The organism is Rhizobium sp. Rhizsp82 (assembly GCF_047325115.1).
GTDB lineage: Bacteria > Pseudomonadota > Alphaproteobacteria > Rhizobiales > Rhizobiaceae > Rhizobium.
Genome location: NZ_CP168569.1, coordinates 76,264 through 93,905, shown reverse-complemented (window position 1 = coordinate 93,905; position 17,642 = coordinate 76,264). Strand labels below are relative to the sequence as shown.

Here is a 17,642-nt window from a genome sequence, read left to right as displayed (position 1 = left end):
GACAGGCGCGGGAATAACCCTTCCACTTTCCGTGCCACCGGCAGCATGAAGGCATATTATGCCGGCCCGATTGGACCCCGCCGTGAACGCTGTTTCCCTCCGGGCCTGGCGGCGCAGCTCGCACTTCCACGCCTGGGAAACAACGAGGGCTTCGGCCGTTTAGTCGGCAGACAATCGCTCACGATCCATAATGACCGGCGCTAGCTCCGCGTCGTGAACCAGCTCGACGGTCGGGTCCACATTCTAAGGAAAGGCCTCGCCAAGAGACGGCGAGGCTTTCTCGCTGGTTGCTTGAGTTGAAACAGGGGAACGCTAAGGGAGCAACGTTCCAGCCACCAACGAGAGCGGCAATCGACGCAGCCATCTTAGGTCGTGCTTTACATCCGGGCAAACAACGTTATGAACACGCCACGAACGAATGCGAAGGTTGGCCCTATGGGCGGCGTGGTTATTGCGGTCGCCTGCGACCACCAACATCGATTTTCAAAGATGCTTGTACCAAGGATAACCATGTTGCAAGGCTTGGGCGTTGAAGGCGACGCCCATCTTGGCGTCACTATCAAACATCGCTACCGCGTGAGGACCGATCCAAGCCAGCCGAACCTTCGTCAGGTGCATTTGATCCAAGCGGAACTTCTGGACGAACTGGCCAGCAGTGGCTTTGCCGTCGCTCCGGGCGACCTCGGCGAAAATGTCACCACCCGCGGGGTCGACCTCCTTGCAGTTCCTCGCGGGACGATCCTCAAGCTCGGCGCAGACGCGGTATTGCATGTAACCGGCCTTCGCAATCCATGCTCCCAGATCGAAAAGTTTCGCTCCGGTCTTCTCAAGGCGGTTCTGCTAAAAGCGCCGAGCGGCGAAGTCGTCAGGAAGACTGGTGTGATGGCCGTTGTTTTGGCGGGTGGCGTTGTCGTTCCCGGTGATCCTGTCGTGGTCGAACTCCCCCGACCTCCACTTTTTGGGCTCGAGGCTGTGTAAGATTTCGTGCACTGCGGATACGCCGCCCCTAGAAATTCCGGCAAGAGCCTGCAGATAACGCTGATGATCCATTTTACCGCTGACACGCATTTCGGCGACCCGCGCGTTTTGCGCCTCGATCGGCGACCGTTTTCAAGTACAGCCGAGCATGACGCGGCGCTTGTTCGCAGCTGGAATGAAACCGTTGGCCCCGGCGACGAGGTCTGGCACCTGGGAGACGTCATGTCGGCAAACGCGGGTGATTGCACAGTGCTTCTGTCAAAGCTGCATGGGCGCAAGCACCTGATCATCGGCAACAATGACCCGCCGACGACGACCGGTTCTTCCGTATGGGAAAGTGTGCAACACTACGCTGAAATCAGGCATGATGGGCATCACCTGGTCCTATGCCACTACGCTTTCAGGACATGGAACCACATGGGCAGGAAGTCGATCAATCTACATGGCCACTCGCACGGCAGGCTGAAACCCTACCCCCGCCAATTCGACGTCGGCGTCGATGCGCGCGGCCTGCGTCCCGTGACACTCGCGAGCATCTTGGGGCAGTAAGCCCGTTACTTCCGGCGGCGTGGCATTCGCTGAAGATCAGCGCGTGCCAACTTTTATGGCTCTCAAGAATTTCCCTCGGGTTTTGATTGGCCTTGCCAACCTGCCCCGGGCCCGAACATTCCTACAAGAAGATACACACCAGATCCAGACGGACACAAAGGCGATACACCAGCGTGCGATCTGTCGCCGCGATCACCTTTGAGGAACTCAACATGCTTCATCTCGCGCAATTGGCCGTTCTGGCCGCTTTCGTCGTTTTGTTTGCCGCCTTAAGCATAGCGGCCTCACCGGTGATTTTCATCGCTCACCATCGAATGCCTGTGATGATGGCCGGTATTGCGGCGATGGTCTGTCTAACTTTGCTCACCGCGATCCTGCTTGCGGCATCGTCGGTCCTGGACCGGGTCCGCAAAGCGAGAAATTCAGCTTAGAAGCCGCTGGGCGGAGCTTGATCTCCAATGCCATGGAACCACAACTGAGCTTCCACGTCAGCCTCCAATGGCGGTTCGGTTCCGGCCCTTCCGTTCACCGCAGATGTCCGGTCCAGGCGATTATCTGGTCCGCCGGCATCATGACAGTCTGTTTTCAGCTAGGAGTAAGCAACGCAGTAGCAATGGTCAATGTTCTCGAGAGCGTGGAGGGAACAATCTTTGGATCAGGAGGTTCTAACTCACAGGCAGCACTCGATTCTCCCATCGGGCAACCGCTCTCCGCGGAGGCTGCGACAGCATGCAAACCCCCGGTCTCCTCCCTCCCGGACCGGGGGTTTTCATGTAGGCGCTCTTCGATTTCATCTGTTGTGACCAGGCTAAGCGCTCGCGGCTCGACGCTGTCCTGCTGAGCAGAGTTCAATCGAATCCTTGAGGCGCTGGCGCTGTCGGGAGAAGCCCCTTAGAACTGGAAGCGCAGCGCTCCTTCTTGTGAAGACTGGCGCCGCCCGTCAGGGACCAAATCTCCAAGTCTGCAATCTGATACAAGCTGGCGCGTCACCGTGGTGCGACATCCAAAGGTGCTGTCTGCAATTGCAATATCTTCCGACCGCTCGCCGGAACGACGAGCGTTGCGACGGCTATCAGTCGAGACACGTTTCGGCCGCCATGGCACGGAGCCTTGTAAACAGCGCTTATCGACGCTGTCTGAGCCCGGTCATCCTTTTATCCTCCCCGACATAGGCCATCGCCCAACCACCGGTCCATCTTGGACGAAGATCAGAACAGGCGCAGTTGGATCCTCGCTCCTCCGACCCAATCCGCTGATGGCCTGTTCGTGATGCAGCGTCGCGATAATTGCCGGACGGAACTGGAACCATTCACGTGCCTCCAAGTTTCCATCGCGCCATTGCTTTGGGGTTTGACATGACAGCTTCTCATAACAGTAAAGACGTGCTTGCGGGCGACTGGACGCGTCTTGGTGCAACCGTTGACAAGGACGGCGTAAATTTTTCGATTTTCAGCGCTCATGCAGAGCGCGTCGAGCTTTGCCTGTTTGACGAGAGCGGCAAGGTCGAGACCAACCGGATCACGCTGCCGGAGTTTACCAACGAAATCTGGCATGGCTATGTTCCTGGCCTCAAAGCCGGGTCGCTCTACGGGTACCGGGTTTACGGACCATATGATCCCGAAAACGGGCATCGCTTCAACCCAAACAAGTTGCTGGTCGATCCCTACGCTCGCGAACTCGTCGGGGACATCCGGTGGGGGCAGGAGCAATTTGCCTACCAGATGGACAGCGAGGACAAAGATCTGTCGTATGACGAGAGCGACAGCGCAGCAGCGATGCCGAAGTGCCGCGTCATCGACACTTCCGCCGCAGACTGGAAGGATGCGAAACAGCCCCAGATCCCCTGGTCGAAAACGATATTTTATGAAACTCATGTGAAAGGCTTCACCAAGCTCCACCCCGCGGTTCCCGAAGAGCTGCGTGGGACTTACGAGGGCCTCGGACACAAGAAGATCGTCGAGTATATCCGCAGTCTGGGCGTCACGTCCGTCGAGCTTCTTCCGGTTCACTGGTTTCCAGACGATGCGCATCTTCTCGACAAGGGGCTAAGAAATTACTGGGGCTACAACTCACTCGGGTTTTTCGCCCTCGCCTCACGCTATTACGGCCCCCGCGGCATGGCCGGCTTTAGGGACATGATCCGTGCGTTTCATGATAACGGCATCGAGGTTATTCTGGATGTCGTCTACAACCACACCGCTGAAGGCAATGAACTTGGGCCAACGCTGTCGTTCAAAGGCATCGATAATTTCTCCTACTATCGGACGATGCCCGGAGAGCCTCGCTATTATATCAACGACACAGGCACGGGAAATACGGTCAATACGTCGCACCCTCGCGTCCTCCAGTTGATCACCGACAGCCTACGGTACTGGTCGGACGAAATGCACGTTGATGGCTTCCGCTTTGATTTAGGCACAATTCTCGGTCGCGAGCCGGAAGGCTTCGACCAGCGCGGCGGCTTTTTCGACGCGGTAGGCCAGGACCCGGTACTGTCTAAGGCGAAGCTCATTGGTGAGCCATGGGATATCGGCCCAGGCGGATATCAGGTCGGCGGCTTCCCACCGGGCTGGGCCGAGTGGAACGACAAGTATCGTGACACAGTACGCGACTACTGGAAGGATACAGACGGCACGACGAGCGACTTCGCCGCACGCATGCTCGGCTCCGGGGACGTCTACGATCTTCGTGGTCGCAGGCCATGGGCTGGCGTCAACTTCCTGACAGCGCACGACGGCTTTACCTTGAACGACCTTGTATCGTATGCGCAGAAGCACAACGAGGACAACGGCGAAGACAATAATGACGGCCACAGCGACAATCGCAGCGACAACTACGGTGTCGAAGGTCCGACCGACGATGAAAACATCAATGTCATACGTGAGCGCCAAAAGCGCAACTTCCTCGCCACACTCTTCCTTTCCCACGGCACTCCAATGCTTCTTGCCGGAGACGAGTTTGGCCGCAGCCAGATGGGAAACAACAACGGCTACTGCCAGGACAGCGAGCTCAGCTGGATTCACTGGGATGATTTGCCCGATACCGCCAATCAGCTTCGCGAGTTCGTTACCAGGCTGATCAAACTCCGCAACGACAACCCGATCTTGCGGCGAGAAAGCTGGCGTGACGGCATGACAGTCGCCTGGCTGAATCCAGGCGGGGGTGAACAGACCGTAGAGCAATGGGCCGATGCCGGAAGCACGACAATCGGCTTGCGATTGGCGTGCGACAGCCAAGCGTGCGAGGGCTTGACTGACGTCATCATTCTGTTCAATCCCCATGATGGTGACATAGAGTTTTCTCTCCCAGATAGCCCTGGCGGCGGCTGGGCTGTCGAATTGGCGACTGACGAGCCCGATCGGAGCGACGAAGACATCGGCGATGCGCAAACCTACGTTCTCGCACCGCGCAGTCTGGTGGTGTTGTCGCCACGCGCCTAGTGCGCTGCGCGTTGCTCCGTAAGCCTGGATCGTGCATCCAGCAGTCCGCTGGGATGCGTATAATCGTTGGGTTCCGGAAAGGAACTTTGGCTTGGCATGGGACGTCCTCGACAAAAGGAGAAGGCGATGCAGGTAAAAGACGTGATGACACGGCAGGTGGTAACGGCCGCTCCCGCTTCGAGCATCAGGGAGGTCGCGAGGCTTATGTCGGAGATCGATTCCGGGGTTATCCCGGTCGTCGACGGAGAAGTGCTCGGTGTCGTGACGGACCGCGACATCGTCATTCGAGGCGTTGCCGAGGGGATCGGATATGATGAGGCGGTATCGTCGATCATGACCGAAGGCGTGGAAAGCTGCCTCGAAGGAGACAATCTGCGAGAGGCGGCGGATCGGATGTCCGAATTGCAAATGCGCCGGCTTCTGGTCTTCGATGATGACGGGAAAATCGTCGGCATTTTGTCTCTGGGCGACGTTGCGGGCATCAACGAAGAACTTGCCGGCGTTGCCCTGGAGGAGATCAGTGACGACGTGTCCGCTCGGTAGGTCAGGAGTGCGTGACGTCGGCTGGCGTCCTGCACCTTCCACACGGGCTGCCTGTTGATGCGTGGTCTGATAGGGGCAGCGCAGTTGCGCCCTGTCATTGGCTCGACCGCCTCCAGAATGCCTGCTCGGACCTATGCAAAATTCAGTCCTCGGCCCATTCATCCAACCGGCTGACCGCTGTCCTTGGCCTTTGCGGCTCTGCAGCCACGGCTGCCGCAATCTTCCCAGCCTCTCGATCGACACTTCTGAAATAGCTGACAAGGCCTGGCGTCATCCCCGAGAACCACAAACCCGAAACACTTGATGACACATTGTCGGAACCAAGGATTGGATTACCTTTGGCATCCAGTACGGAAAGATCGCCAAGAGTACATCCCAGTCGTGGGCCGTAGCCGGTCGCTGCGATGAGAATGTCTGGCTCGACAATGTCGCCGCCGGCAAGATAAACCGTGCCGCCAACTACGCGGTCGACCTCGCGGACGACCGCAATCCGGCCCGCCTTTATCGCGCCCATTGCTCCGTCGTCGACAGGGATGGCAATGTGATCGCATCTGAGCCGGGTCGCTGCTCCCCGACCGGGCTTCGGAAAGCCGAAACTTTGAATGTTTCCGAAAGCGAGCCGCTGAGTGAAACCGATCGCAAGGTCGGCAAACGCTGATGGCAACATGTCCATGAGCGGGGACAGTCGATGCACAGCGATACCCCTCAAGCGCTTGGGAAGAACCGCTGACCCCGATCTAACGGAGAGCCAAACTTCTTCAGTATCAACCCGGCAAAGATGGTTCAGGATGTCAAATCCTGAGTTTCCCCCTCCCACAACGAGGACGCGTTTTCCCGCATATTGCTTCACGTCGCCAAAGTCGCTCGCGTGGATGCGTTGGCCGGTGAAGGTTTCAACACCACGAATTTGTGGCCATCGTGGATCGTGGTCCCTCCCTGTTGCAATAACTACATGCTCGGCAAAGACAGGACCGGTGCTGGATGTGATCACGAAGCAAGAGCCGGCCTTGCTGATCCCAGTGACATCTACGTTAAAGCGTATTGGGAACGCATGGCGCTGCGCGAAACTCTCGAGATGGCGCACAACGTCATCTCGCCTCGGAAACGCTGGCGTTCCATTTTGATATTGCAGACCCGGCAAGTGTGACACGCTCCGGTGAGTATTGAGGGTCAACTGCTGGTGGCGCGCAGACCAGGAGGCGCCGATCTTGCCGCCTTTGTCCAAGATAAGACTTTTAATTCCCAACCTTTTAAGGTGATAGGCAACCGTCAGTCCTGCCAAGCCGGCACCGACGATAACGACTCGTTCTACATTCGCTTGCGCTTCCATCCGACAACCATGACTAAAACAGAATACGGGCGCAACGCCGCCCGCTGACGATTGTACGGTATCGGACGAAGGATGCTTTCGCGTTTGGTAACGACTCTAAACTGTGCGCAAGGTGCGTGACCACCGGGGAACGCAATGCCGAACATCCGCAGGGTCATCGATGATCTACTCGACCGACGCGTATCTCATATCCCGGACGTTCGATTTTCCGCGAGCCAGAAGCTGGAGCTCTGTCGTAGGCACGGTGACTTCGCCCTCGCCTACTCGACTGCCGTTCAGCGCGACCTGAAACACTTCGGGGACGACGAGGGATATGTCGCCTACGCGACCAAGATGGGCCACACGTTCGCCCTGGGCGATCCCGTTGCACCAAAGAGTGAGCACGAACGATATGTACGAGACTTTGTTCAAGCGGCCGGAAATCCTTGTTTCGTCCAAATCGGGCCGCAAACGGCGGGGCTTCTGTCAACGATGGGATATCGCGTCAATCACATGGGGATCGATACACATTTGACCTTCGATACCCACAGTTTCAGCGGCAAACGGAACGAAACGGTCCGCTATTCCGAGAGATGGCTGATCAAGCAAGGCTACACGATCGCCGAGTGTGACGGCACCAGGACCCAGGCCGACCAGATCAAGACCGTTTCGGAAAGCTGGCGTGCTGGGCGGATCGTCAGCCGGAGGGAAATGCGCTTCCTGAATCGACCCTTCTTTCCGGAACTATCGCCGCATATGCGTCGCTTTGTGATCCTGAGCCCACAAGGCGATCCAGTTGCAATCCTCGATTTCGATCCGATGTTTGAAGACGGCGTGGTGACAGGCTACACGGCAGCTTTCAAGCGAAAGCTCGAGGGAACGACACCACATGCCGAGGTCGGGCTGACAAAATTTGCTGCTGACCGCTTCCGCGAAGAGGGACGCGCGCGCATTACCCTTGGCCTATCGCCGCTTGCAGCGATCGCCGCGAGCGGGTTTGCCGAGAGCCGCCTCTGGCGCACCTTGTTCGAGAAGGCCTTCCTGTCTGAAAAGGTCAACACTCATATATTCAACTTGCGTGGTCAGGCGGCGTTCAAGCGCCGGTTTCATGGGGAAGAAGTTCCCACCTACATTGCGTTCAAGAGGCCGACCCCGATAGAGATGATCGCCTTACTCCGCCTGCTCAAAACGCTTTAGTCGTGTAACTGCGCGATGAACATGTGCAAGTCTTAGAGCGCGACGTGCGATCCTCAGACCGAACCGGTTCAAACCGCTCATCGGATTATCTTCGAATGTCATCGCTGCAATGTCGAATCGAGGCTTATACGCCTCCCCCTGAAGGTTCGGCGGTCAGGGCGCAACAAGCCAGCACTGCCCGGTTTCGCAAGCCAGCCCCGGCCAGTCAACGTATCACGCCGGTTCTGAACGCAGCAGCCACCAGCGCCGTGTCTTTGTAGACGCAGAACGTGTCCTTCAGTCGATCGATATGCGTGCGCACGGTGTAGACCGATATTCCCAGGATGTCTGCAATTTCCTGGGCGCTCTTGCCATCGCACATCAATGTCAGCACTTCTCGCTCACGTGGGGACAGATGGTATTCCATAAGATCGATATGGTGACTCTTTCGCGCGGTTCACCCTCTGGTCAAAGCTTTTTTGCGAAACAGCAGGCCGTGAGAACATTCGCATGACAGACCACCCTCGGTCGGCATCAAAACCACCCTCTCCGCCAGAACCATAATAGCGGCAGTATGGCACTCAAGGCGATGACCGCCCAGGCAAATGGGTAACCCCAAGTCCAGCCAAGTTCAGGCATGAACTTGAAGTTCATCCCCCATATGCCAGCCATCAGGGTGGGCGGGACGCCCACCACCGATGCGATGGTCAATACCTTGAATATGTCGTTCTGCTCGATGGTGATGAAGCCAAGAACGGCGTCGAGCAGAAACTGTGTCTTGTCAGAAAGGTGGGTCTCATAGTCACTCAAAGAAGCGACGTCTTTGGTAACGGCGTGGAGCTGGTCACGGAATTCGTCCGACAGCATGTCATGACACACATCGAGTGTGAACGACGCCATCCTCCCGACACCGAGGAGAACATCTCTTGCTTTCGATGATCGGTCGCCCAGCCTGCCAACTTTCGAAAGCGCCAGGCGCAAGGTGAAATTGGCGTTTCGAGAGGACGTAGATCCCCTAAGGTTGCCTTCGAAGACCGAACGGGACACGTGGTCGACTGCAGTGGCCAGATGTTCAAGGGCATCTGCACCACGATCGACCATCGCCTCAAGCAGCGCGACAAAAACTCCCATTCCACTGGACAGGCTTTCATCATGTTTGATGCGATCGGCCACCGCGTCGAAAGCGGGCAAGGCGTCGAAGCGTACGGTCACGAGAAAGTCAGGACCGACGATAAACCCAGCTGGCGACAGTTCAGCATGCTCGATGCTGGCGTGGGCAACGACAGGCGCGCTGAGATAGAGCCGGTTACCTTGTTTGGAGAGCCTGCTGGACGCCTCGATTTCGCTCAGCGCTTCCTTTGTCGGAACACGCACCTTGGCCCGATGTTGGACAAACGCTATTTCCTTTTCGTCGGGATCGATCAGGTCCATCCAGATTACCCGACCGGGCAATGTGTCTTCAGGTTGGCCAGCCCTGACAGTTCCGTCAACGTCACGATAGATTTTTAGCACTCTCGGTTCCTCAAAATTCCAGCATATCGTGATATGACAGGCATCCCTTTTGCGGCCAGGTGCCATATCGTCGCTCGTGGGTGCTTTGCCCGGTCGTCTCGGTGACCTGCTGTCGAATGTTCGACCGGATGCCTCACCGTTCCTCTCCCCTCAACTTGAAGTCCAGGAGATCATAGCAAGCGCATAATTCCTCTGTCTGGACGGGTCCCGCCATGCGGCCCGTGGCGACCGAAACGAGTGCTAAAGCAGGCGTGGCTGGATGGGCGGCTCTTTGACCGTGGAGGATTTGTCTTCCCGCCGGGCCAATTCCATTTCGGCAGTAAACCGGATGTCGACGTCTCGATCCTTGAGGAACCCCTGAAGGAGTTGCAAATCGACTTGGCTCCAAGCCTTGCCGCGTTCGGATCCTGCGGGGACGCGGGGCAACAGGCCCGGTTGAGCGCTCCATGCCAGCAACTGCTCGAGTGAAGCTTCATTCAGCATGTCACGCAGATGATGAGCTGTCACATATGCATCTGGCATCGCGCGGTGGGCGGGCAGACCGATCTCGTGCACAAGCCCAACCGGCATGCGCTGGTAACGCAGCATCTGGTTCGAGAACCGCGGCAGATGCGGCCATAGCCTCAGGGCGCACTTCCATGTGCAGATCCACGGCGCCCCTGCGCAAAGCCGGGGCGTGCAATAGCGTCGTTCGAAGGCGGCGCGATGTGCAGCAAGTGCCGCGACTGGTTGCCGCGGCTGAAGGACGGAAGCTGCGGCCTGCTTCCACAAAGGCGCGCCCATCACGTCTCGGTCGAGGATGTGATGGATCGCCATTGTTTCCGGCGATATGGGACGACCTGGGTCAATCAGGAACGAGCCGCGTTCGGCATCCAGCCCCCAGCGTCCGTCTGGCGCCTGGACGACGTCCTGCCAGCCGATCTCGCATACATCGTTGGGGCCGTTTCCCGCGGTCTCCAGGTCAATGACCCGAACTCTCGCTGCCTCGGCCACCTGCTCACCTCTCGCAATTTCCGACGCGTCGACATTAGTCCTGCCCACCCTGCTCGCGATCCAGCAGCTAGGCGGCTCCAGAGTGGCTTCAGCTTTTGACCCTGCGAACCTAGCGGTCCTGGTTTTCTGCGCAGTTGTTCGGGAACCAATTTCTCGCGAGCGAGCAACGGTCCCCGTACAAGCTGGAGCGGATACCGAACGACCCGACGGCCTAGCGGCACCGCGCCTCGTACTTGCGGCCGTACTGATCGCGATAGATGCAATAGCCTCTATGTTCGGTCGAACGGCCGATCAAAGCGCCTGCGACGCCACCGGCAACCGCACCAACCGCGGCTCCTCCCCAGCTATTCGTGACGGCTCCGCCGATGACGGCACCCGTTCCCGCGCCTATTGCGGTCCCCTTCTCGGTGGCTGTGCAAGCCGTCAACATCGGCAAGGTCGCGGTGAAAGCCAAAACAAGTGATAGGTTTTTGAACATGACGAGTTTCCTTGGTTGTCCGCAGCCCCACGACGCGAGGCGTTTGGTCTCCCTCAAACCGCACCAGTCAGGTTTTGTTCCGTCCGCGTCGTCGCATCGGACCAAGGTCCGACCTCTGCCTACCGCAGGCATTGTTTCGATGCGCGCCTTCGCAGAGATCGATTCGATCATGAGTGAAGTCGCCGCAACGGGTTTGTCTCGACGTCAACGCACCCGCGCGCGCCAATTAAGGGCGAAACGCCGATGTCGGTATTCTTGGAGATCTCGCCAAACACCCTGCGCCATTTGATTCTCGCTTATCGTGCGGCACGAAAAACATAGCGTCGTTAGAATATTTAATTGCATTGCCTGAGAGCCGATCTACACTGGCGGCGCCACGCATCGTGACCAGCATTCTCGGATCCCTCGATGACCTTAGAACCGGACGACGCCCTTGAGGACAAAGCCGCCTTGCTGTCCGCGATGGCTAACGAAAATCGCTTGAAGATACTGCTCGTTCTGGCCCACAAGGAAATATCGGTCGGTGACCTGATGCTTCACGTGGACCTCTCACAATCGGCGCTCTCACAGCACTTGTCCAAACTGCGCGCGGACAAGCTGGTAAAAACGAGGCGGAGCGCTCAAACGGTCTTTTACCGGACCGACGACCACCGGATCCTCAGTTTGTTGCGAGCCCTCGACGAGATCTTTGGATCCCGCCCGCCGGGCGCGTAGATTTCCGGTGATCGGGGTTGCGCCCAGCTGGCAGCCCGGCAAACAGGTAATCAATCGGCCGCGCCAGGCGTTGGCGCCGGCTTCATCTTGTCGACGCCGCGTCGCCGGTCGATCCACCGCATCACCGGCGTCACAGCAATGCCGTGCAGCACAATTGACGCCAGGATAATGACGAGAACTGTTGCCCATATTGTCTCTATTCCTTCGAACTGCACTTTCCCGGATGCGTAGGCGAGATAGTAGATCGATCCTAATCCACGGATGCCGAACACTGAAACAATCGCCTTTTCCGCAACGGAATGCCGGCAGCCGATCAGGCTGATCCAACCCGCCAGCGGTCGCACAAGCGAAAGGGTCACAACAGCGACCACTGCCACTCGCCAATCCACCTTTTGCAGAAGCGATCCTTCAGCGACGATTGATCCGAAGCAGACGAGCAGCACCATCATCAGCATTCGCTCTATTTGTTCGCCGAAATCGTGAAGCTCGCCATGGAAGCTGCTGTGTCGTTCGACACTGCGCAACGCCAGCGCAGCAACAAACACCGCCACGAACCCATATCCATGGACGAGTTCGGCGATCGCATAGGCCACGCAGGTGAAACCGAGCGCTGCAAGCCCGTCGCCAGTTCGTGCGATCCGGCTTCGTTCCGGAACCTTAAAGGTGAGGTATCCAAGCGCGCGGCCGACAATCCATCCCGTTCCGGCGCCCACGGCGAGCTTCCAGACGACGTCGACAGCCAGCCAGGGCAAGACCCAGTCCGAATGACCGGCCGTGCTGCCGGCGATTGCCATCGCCGCCATTACAAAAGGAAAGCTCAGCCCGTCATTCAGGCCGGCCTCCGACGTCAACGCGAAACGGATGTCGTCTTCCTCACCTGTCTGCGGCGGCCCCACCTGAACATCTGCTGCAAGAACAGGATCGGTGGGTGCGAGTGCTGCACCGAGTAAAAGAGCAGACGCTGCTCCAAGACCGAGGACGCTCCACCCAAGAAGCGCGATCGCGGCAATCGAGATAGGCATGGCGATCCCCAGCAATCTCCAGGTGATCATCCATCGTGCCCAACCGAGCGGCCGGTCGATCTTCAGGCCAGCCCCCATCAAGGCAACGACGACCACGAACTCCGTCAAGTGCTCGGCCCATTTTACATTCTCCAGCGGGTTGAACTGCGGCAGAGGCGTGAATGGAGACCAGGCGAGTGCCATTCCGATGGCAATGCAGCAGATGGGCAAAGAAAGAGGGACCCGCCTCAGCGCCATGGGCAGCCAGGCGGTCAACAAAACCACGGCGCCGAAGATCAGGAGCGTAACGACGTAGGTGTTCACTCCGGTCATCTCTCCCACGCGGGTATGATGGCGGATCCAGCCGCGACGTGCTTGTCTGCATCCCGGGCTGCATCGAAGACCTTTGCGAGCTCCAACGACAGCTTTTGATGCGCTGCGTCCCTACACTGGCTCATGAAGCGGCGCTTGATCTTCCCCTCAGGTCGCCGGGCGCTCGGGCTGCCACTGCGCGGTTCGAGATCGGCGTCGGTCGTTTTGAACATGAACATGGTCTCTTCGGCCAACAAGATAAACGTCGACTGCAGCCTACCTGTTCCTAGGGCCCTATTGCTCAAGGAATATGGCAAGTTCTCGCGCTACGGTTTGCGGATCCTCGCGTTGCGGAAAATGTCCGACATTCTGAAGAATGATCCTTTCAAAGGGGCCCGAGAACTTTTCGTGCAAGTGTTCGGAGAGCTCAGGCGGATTGACGCCATCTTCCAGCCCCTGGAAGTAGACCGTCGGCAGCGAGAGCGACTGTGTCTGCCTGACGCGGTCTTCAAGCCATGCGCTTTGCGGATCGGGCTCGGCTTCCCCCCAACGAACCCTATAGCTGTGCAGCGTGACAGCGACCCAGTCCGGATTATCGAAGGACTTCGATACCGAGGCAAAAGTTGCCTCGTCAAACCAGCCGTCAGGCCCCCAGTTTTCCCACTGGATGCGGGCAAAGCCATGCGGATCGTCATGGATCGCCTCAGCTCCGCGCTTCGTCGCCATGAACCAATGGTACCAGTATCGCTGGGCCTGCCGAAATGAAGGGGTCTTCAAACCGCCCATACGCGGCAGCGACGAAAGCAGCGCCATCCGGTCGACGCGCTCGGGCCAGCCAATGGCGAGGGCTTCGGCGATGTTTGAGCCCCAGTCGTGGCCAACGACGGAAAACCGCTCAATGCCCAGGCCATCCATGAGGGCTATGGCGTCCATAGCGAGGGCGCCACCGTTCGCGCTGCGCAATGCATTGCCGTTGCGAAATACGGTCGGACCGAACCCCCGCAAGTATGGCGCAATCAGTCGAAGATCCCGGTTCCCCAGCAGCGACGTGACAGACGACCATGTGGAAGCGTCGTCGGGCCATCCGTGAAGAAAGAGAACCGGCTGGCCATGACGCACTCCAGTTTCGTCGAAGACTATTCGCAGGCTGTCCGTTTCAAGGTGCGGCATGATGGTACTCCCGATTGAAGGACGCAACACCATAAGGGCACTCTTGGTTCCGAAGCAGGGAACCTCGCAGCGTTACCTAAGTTGGTGGGCAACCGAAGCCGCGAACGCTGAAAGAGCTGTCATGACACCCAAACACTCCGTCCCCATGGCCCGGCGATCGGTGATTGCTGCGGCAAGCGTAACGCTCGCAGCCTCGGCTTTCCAAGGCTTCGCCTGGTCGGCCTCGAACACGCAGGAGAATGCACAGATGGATGATCCTACGACAAAGTACCCGAAACCGCCATTCCAGAAGCAGAGTCAGCCATTTCCAGGCCTTGCCGGCAGGATGGTGCCCAAGCCCGATCACGGGGAGGCTTCCTATAAGGGTTCTGGCCGCCTTGCGGGACGCAGGGCGCTGATCACCGGGGGCGATTCCGGCATGGGTCGCGCGGCAGCCATCGCTTACGCCCGCGAAGGCGCTGATGTCGCCATCAACTATCTTCCGGATGAGGAGCCCGATGCACGGGAGGTGATCGCGCTGATCCAGAAGGAAGGCCGTAGAGGCATATCGCTTCCCGGCGACCTGCGGGATGCGGCCTTCTGTGAAAAACTGGTAGAAGATGCGGTGGGTGCGCTCGGCGGCCTCGACATACTGGTCAACAATGCCGGCCGCCAACAGCAAGCAAAGTCGATCGAAGAGATCACCTACGAGGCGTTCGACGCGACTATGAAAACCAATATCTACGCAACCTTCCTCCTGACAAGGGCAGCGTTCAAGCACATGCAGCCAGGTTCCGTGATTATCCAGACAACCTCGGAGCAGGCATATGATCCTTCAGAGAACCTCGTCGACTACGCCATGACAAAGGCCGCGATGATGAATTTCACCAAATCGATGGCCAAGCAGCTCGGCCCCAAAGGCATCCGTGTCAACGGTGTCGCGCCCGGCCCAATCTGGACTCCGCTGCAGGTCAGCGGGGGCGCCACGATGGAAAAGCTGGAAAAGTTCGGAGGCGACACACCGATGGGGCGCCCGGGACAGCCGGCAGAACTGGCGTCCATCTACGTTCAGCTCGCAGATCCTGAGGCCAGTTACGCCACCGGACAAATTTATGGCGCAGCAGGCGGCGGCGGGCAACCGTGAGAGAGCGGCTAAACGCCGATGCGGACCAACAGACACGCCATCCAAGCGCTCCATTGTACGGCAGCAGCGATGTCGATGCGAGAAATCTCATGATGGCATCGGCTCGAACATGAAACTCGGAGAATGTGTCGTCGTGCTGATCACAGTCCCGCTGGGAAATGCCGCGAGTGGACTTGGCGTATTGGGCTTGCGAGGGTTCGTAACCGGTGGCGAAAAAGATCTCGGCAGGTGAGCCATCTAAGGAAGAGGTTTTTGGCCATCCGAGCGACAAGGCGCAGCAGCCGGCACCGTTCCTGCCATACGCCCATCGCAACGTCCCGCATTCACGCGTGATCGGTCCGTCTCTAAACTGCGCGAGATGAGCAAGCGGTTAGCCGACAGAGTGCGTCGAGGAGGCCGTGGAACAGGAGCAGGATCGCCGGCGCAGTCACGGGCCTGCCCGAAGAACGCTCGCAAGCCGCGACAGCTCGTCTGCCTCGGCTCGCTCGATGCCGATCATATGGATACCGGCATCGCTTGATCGGATCCAGCTCGCCCACTTTCACTTGAAGCGCCGCTATACCGCGGTTCTGCGAGTGCTGTATGATGAGCAGGATAAAAGGGTGACGAGGCTTCCGATCATGTTGGACAACATGCACCATTCCTTCGGCAGGCCGCCAATCCATCCACCAACTGACCAGACCGTCACAGCGCCTAATGCCCCCGCCAAGACCAATCGATGTCCCGTCAGCAGGCGACGGGTTGCGAAATAATGAGGAAAAGGCTTCGCGTTTGCATGCGTCAGAAATGGCCTACCCGGCAAATCGGTTCCACGGCCGGGGGTTGCTTGCAGCCGGAGCCTTAGTATCCTGCATCCGCATCTGCAGCAACAACTGACGCGATGGCTGTGTCTGTCCCGCCCCAGGTTGTTCGACGATGATGGCTGCTCCATCCTTCAAACCATCATGCTCCCGGCCCATGGAACTTACTGATTCTTCGATCGTTTCTGCATACCGAGGCAATATATCCGGAAACTGTCCATGGCAACCACATCGAGAGGACGTGCTCAGGACCGAGAAAGAGTAGCGGGCGGTCAGGATTACGAGGTTCGATATGAAGCAAAGAAGCAGGGCGTTTCTGCAGACGCTGTTAAGAAGGCCATCAAGAGCGCTGGAAACTGTCGCAAGAACGTGGATGCAGACATCAGTCGCCGCTGAGCCGTGAAGATCGCGACGTATAATGTCAACGGCGTCAACGGCCGGCTGGAAGTCCTCCTACGGTGGTTGCAGGAGGCGGATCCCGATATCGTTTGCCTGCAAGAGCTCAAGGCGCCGCAGGATAAGTTTCCCGTCAAAGCCATCGAGGCAGCTGGCTATGGCGCCGTCTGGCATGGCCAAAAGTCCTGGAACGGTGTGGCGATCCTTGCCAAAGGACAGCACCCGCATCTTACGAGGAGAGGGCTTCCAGGGGAGCCGGCTGATGAACACAGCCGCTATATCGAGGCCATCGTCGACGGAATGGTGATCGGCGGTCTCTATGTTCCCAACGGCAACCCCTATCCAGGACCGAAATTCGACTACAAGCTACGTTGGTTCAAGCGTTTGCAGGACTATGCCAGGGAACTGCTGGAGCTGGATGTTCCAGTCGTGCTTGCCGGCGATTATAACGTCATGCCAACGGAGTTGGATGTCTATAAGCCGGAGCGCTGGACGAATGACGCGTTGTTCAGGATCGAAGTGCGGCAGGCCTATGAGGATCTTGTTGATCAGGGCTGGACAGATGCCCTGCGCCACCTTTACCCGGGCGAGCGCATCTATACATTCTGGGACTACTTCCGAAACGCTTTTGCCCGTGATGCGGGTCTTCGGATCGACCACGTCCTCCTGAGCCCTGGGGCGGCGGACCGTCTGTCGGCGGCGCAAGTCGATAGAGACGTGCGCGGTTGGGACCACACAAGCGATCACGCGCCCGTATGGATCGAGCTCAGCGACAAGATCGTAAAGAAGAGGAGGAAATCATGACCGAGACATGGAGAGCGCGGTTGCGCGACCGGCTGGAAGATTTTGTCGACACCTTCGTGGTTGCCGGAGCGAGGCATGAGGATGTCTTGCGGGCGATCGTCGAAGAGGTCGATGAGCTGCGGATGGCGCTTGATCGTGACCCCGACCCTGCGGAAGATGGCAGTGCGGTGGTCGAGGAACCTGCAAACGACTGGCCGTCCGCCGACAAGAATTGAACCGTGGCGGCCAGCTGTCGACCGCGCAAAGCCTCGGCTGCCGTGCAGCAATGGGTCCAACGATCGCATCGACGTGTTACCATATCGCCAATCCTGACGGCGCTTGTTCGACAGGAGAGCTGGGCCTTC

19 protein-coding genes are annotated in these 17,642 nt (G+C 58.3%); 11 read left to right on the top strand and 8 right to left on the bottom strand.

Features of this window, described 5'->3' with window-relative positions; all coding sequences use genetic code 11:
- Positions 1-435 precede the first annotated feature (435 nt).
- The 5 genes from ACEN84_RS00505 (at position 436) to ACEN84_RS00485 (ending at position 5,510) form a co-directional block, all read left to right on the top strand.
- Positions 436-978 (top strand): MOSC domain-containing protein, encoded by a 543-nt coding sequence (locus tag ACEN84_RS00505; RefSeq protein WP_413708852.1) that lies wholly within the window; start codon positions 436-438, stop codon positions 976-978.
- A gap of 63 nt (positions 979-1,041) precedes the next feature.
- Positions 1,042-1,527 (top strand): hydrolase, encoded by a 486-nt coding sequence (locus ACEN84_RS00500; RefSeq protein WP_413708851.1) that lies wholly within the window; start codon positions 1,042-1,044, stop codon positions 1,525-1,527.
- Between the two features lie 212 nt (positions 1,528-1,739).
- Positions 1,740-1,958 (top strand): hypothetical protein, encoded by a 219-nt coding sequence (locus tag ACEN84_RS00495; protein WP_413708850.1) that lies wholly within the window; start codon positions 1,740-1,742, stop codon positions 1,956-1,958.
- 924 nt (positions 1,959-2,882) lie between these two features.
- A complete protein-coding gene (glgX, locus tag ACEN84_RS00490) occupies positions 2,883-4,967 on the top strand; it encodes a glycogen debranching protein GlgX (protein WP_413708849.1) in 2,085 nt (694 codons plus the stop codon).
- A 126-nt stretch (positions 4,968-5,093) separates the two neighbouring features.
- A complete protein-coding gene (locus ACEN84_RS00485; protein ID WP_112718973.1) occupies positions 5,094-5,510 on the top strand; it encodes a CBS domain-containing protein in 417 nt (138 codons plus the stop codon).
- Between the two features lie 142 nt (positions 5,511-5,652).
- Here ACEN84_RS00485 and ACEN84_RS00480 read toward each other — a convergent pair whose 3' ends face one another.
- The gene (locus ACEN84_RS00480; protein ID WP_413708848.1) at positions 5,653-6,840 is read right to left on the bottom strand and encodes a flavin-containing monooxygenase; all 1,188 of its coding nucleotides are present in this window, start codon (positions 6,838-6,840) and stop codon (positions 5,653-5,655) included.
- 135 nt (positions 6,841-6,975) lie between these two features.
- Here ACEN84_RS00480 and ACEN84_RS00475 point away from each other — a divergent pair, with 135 nt between their 5' ends.
- Positions 6,976-8,016: a phosphatidylglycerol lysyltransferase domain-containing protein gene (locus tag ACEN84_RS00475; protein WP_413708847.1), complete on the top strand. Its 1,041-nt coding sequence runs from the start codon at positions 6,976-6,978 to the stop codon at positions 8,014-8,016.
- Positions 8,017-8,221: 205 nt separating this feature from the next.
- On the opposite strand, the gene ACEN84_RS00470 is transcribed toward ACEN84_RS00475, so the two are convergent.
- From ACEN84_RS00470 to ACEN84_RS00455, 4 genes are all read right to left on the bottom strand, one after another.
- A complete protein-coding gene (locus ACEN84_RS00470) occupies positions 8,222-8,422 on the bottom strand; it encodes a response regulator transcription factor (RefSeq protein WP_413708846.1) in 201 nt (66 codons plus the stop codon).
- 107 nt (positions 8,423-8,529) lie between these two features.
- Positions 8,530-9,507: a magnesium transporter CorA family protein gene (locus ACEN84_RS00465; RefSeq protein WP_413708845.1), complete on the bottom strand. Its 978-nt coding sequence runs from the start codon at positions 9,505-9,507 to the stop codon at positions 8,530-8,532.
- 240 nt (positions 9,508-9,747) lie between these two features.
- The gene (locus tag ACEN84_RS00460) at positions 9,748-10,500 is read right to left on the bottom strand and encodes an exonuclease domain-containing protein (protein WP_413708844.1); all 753 of its coding nucleotides are present in this window, start codon (positions 10,498-10,500) and stop codon (positions 9,748-9,750) included.
- Positions 10,501-10,711: 211 nt separating this feature from the next.
- Positions 10,712-10,930, bottom strand: a complete 219-nt coding sequence (locus tag ACEN84_RS00455) for a YMGG-like glycine zipper-containing protein (protein WP_112719044.1) — start codon at positions 10,928-10,930, stop codon at positions 10,712-10,714.
- 456 nt (positions 10,931-11,386) lie between these two features.
- Between ACEN84_RS00455 and ACEN84_RS00450 the strand changes: the two genes are divergently transcribed.
- A complete protein-coding gene (locus ACEN84_RS00450) occupies positions 11,387-11,692 on the top strand; it encodes a metalloregulator ArsR/SmtB family transcription factor (protein ID WP_148194609.1) in 306 nt (101 codons plus the stop codon).
- 50 nt (positions 11,693-11,742) lie between these two features.
- Here ACEN84_RS00450 and ACEN84_RS00445 read toward each other — a convergent pair whose 3' ends face one another.
- The 3 genes from ACEN84_RS00445 to ACEN84_RS00435 all read right to left on the bottom strand — a co-directional run bounded on the left by ACEN84_RS00445 (position 11,743) and on the right by ACEN84_RS00435 (position 14,175).
- Entirely contained in the window at positions 11,743-13,017 is a 1,275-nt protein-coding gene (locus ACEN84_RS00445; RefSeq protein WP_413708843.1) for a cation:proton antiporter, read from the bottom strand.
- Positions 13,018-13,022: 5 nt separating this feature from the next.
- The gene (locus tag ACEN84_RS00440) at positions 13,023-13,238 is read right to left on the bottom strand and encodes a hypothetical protein (protein WP_413708842.1); all 216 of its coding nucleotides are present in this window, start codon (positions 13,236-13,238) and stop codon (positions 13,023-13,025) included.
- Between the two features lie 61 nt (positions 13,239-13,299).
- A complete protein-coding gene (locus tag ACEN84_RS00435; RefSeq protein WP_413708841.1) occupies positions 13,300-14,175 on the bottom strand; it encodes an alpha/beta fold hydrolase in 876 nt (291 codons plus the stop codon).
- Between the two features lie 247 nt (positions 14,176-14,422).
- Here ACEN84_RS00435 and ACEN84_RS00430 point away from each other — a divergent pair, with 247 nt between their 5' ends.
- The 4 genes from ACEN84_RS00430 (at position 14,423) to ACEN84_RS00415 (ending at position 17,513) form a co-directional block, all read left to right on the top strand.
- Positions 14,423-15,298, top strand: coding sequence for an SDR family oxidoreductase (locus ACEN84_RS00430; RefSeq protein ID WP_413709009.1), 876 nt, complete (start codon positions 14,423-14,425; stop codon positions 15,296-15,298).
- 1,019 nt (positions 15,299-16,317) lie between these two features.
- On the top strand, positions 16,318-16,494 hold the full coding sequence (locus ACEN84_RS00425) for a DUF3606 domain-containing protein (RefSeq protein WP_413708840.1): 177 nt from the start codon (positions 16,318-16,320) through the stop codon (positions 16,492-16,494).
- A gap of 3 nt (positions 16,495-16,497) precedes the next feature.
- Positions 16,498-17,298 carry an exodeoxyribonuclease III gene (xth, locus tag ACEN84_RS00420; RefSeq protein ID WP_413708839.1) on the top strand — a complete coding sequence of 267 codons (801 nt, stop codon included), beginning with the start codon at positions 16,498-16,500 and terminating at the stop codon, positions 17,296-17,298.
- Entirely contained in the window at positions 17,295-17,513 is a 219-nt protein-coding gene (locus ACEN84_RS00415; RefSeq protein ID WP_148194603.1) for a hypothetical protein, read from the top strand. Before xth ends, ACEN84_RS00415 begins: the two co-directional genes overlap by 4 nt.
- Positions 17,514-17,642 lie beyond the last annotated feature (129 nt).

What these genes read in the sequence shown, in the direction of transcription:
- ACEN84_RS00500 (WP_413708851.1), top strand. Translation starts at nt 1,042, where the DNA reads ATGATCCATTTTACCGCTGACACGCATTTCGGCGACCCGCGCGTTTTG.
- ACEN84_RS00415 (WP_148194603.1), top strand. Translation starts at nt 17,295, where the DNA reads ATGACCGAGACATGGAGAGCGCGGTTGCGCGACCGGCTGGAAGATTTT.
- ACEN84_RS00425 (WP_413708840.1), top strand. Translation starts at nt 16,318, where the DNA reads ATGGCAACCACATCGAGAGGACGTGCTCAGGACCGAGAAAGAGTAGCG.
- ACEN84_RS00435 (WP_413708841.1), bottom strand. Translation starts at nt 14,175, where the DNA reads ATGCCGCACCTTGAAACGGACAGCCTGCGAATAGTCTTCGACGAAACT.
- ACEN84_RS00475 (WP_413708847.1), top strand. Translation starts at nt 6,976, where the DNA reads ATGCCGAACATCCGCAGGGTCATCGATGATCTACTCGACCGACGCGTA.
- ACEN84_RS00430 (WP_413709009.1), top strand. Translation starts at nt 14,423, where the DNA reads ATGGATGATCCTACGACAAAGTACCCGAAACCGCCATTCCAGAAGCAG.
- ACEN84_RS00505 (WP_413708852.1), top strand. Translation starts at nt 436, where the DNA reads ATGGGCGGCGTGGTTATTGCGGTCGCCTGCGACCACCAACATCGATTT.
- ACEN84_RS00480 (WP_413708848.1), bottom strand. Translation starts at nt 6,840, where the DNA reads ATGGAAGCGCAAGCGAATGTAGAACGAGTCGTTATCGTCGGTGCCGGC.
- ACEN84_RS00450 (WP_148194609.1), top strand. Translation starts at nt 11,387, where the DNA reads ATGACCTTAGAACCGGACGACGCCCTTGAGGACAAAGCCGCCTTGCTG.
- ACEN84_RS00470 (WP_413708846.1), bottom strand. Translation starts at nt 8,422, where the DNA reads ATGGAATACCATCTGTCCCCACGTGAGCGAGAAGTGCTGACATTGATG.
- ACEN84_RS00455 (WP_112719044.1), bottom strand. Translation starts at nt 10,930, where the DNA reads ATGTTGACGGCTTGCACAGCCACCGAGAAGGGGACCGCAATAGGCGCG.
- ACEN84_RS00440 (WP_413708842.1), bottom strand. Translation starts at nt 13,238, where the DNA reads ATGTTCAAAACGACCGACGCCGATCTCGAACCGCGCAGTGGCAGCCCG.
- glgX (WP_413708849.1), top strand. Translation starts at nt 2,883, where the DNA reads ATGACAGCTTCTCATAACAGTAAAGACGTGCTTGCGGGCGACTGGACG.
- ACEN84_RS00485 (WP_112718973.1), top strand. Translation starts at nt 5,094, where the DNA reads ATGCAGGTAAAAGACGTGATGACACGGCAGGTGGTAACGGCCGCTCCC.
- ACEN84_RS00495 (WP_413708850.1), top strand. Translation starts at nt 1,740, where the DNA reads ATGCTTCATCTCGCGCAATTGGCCGTTCTGGCCGCTTTCGTCGTTTTG.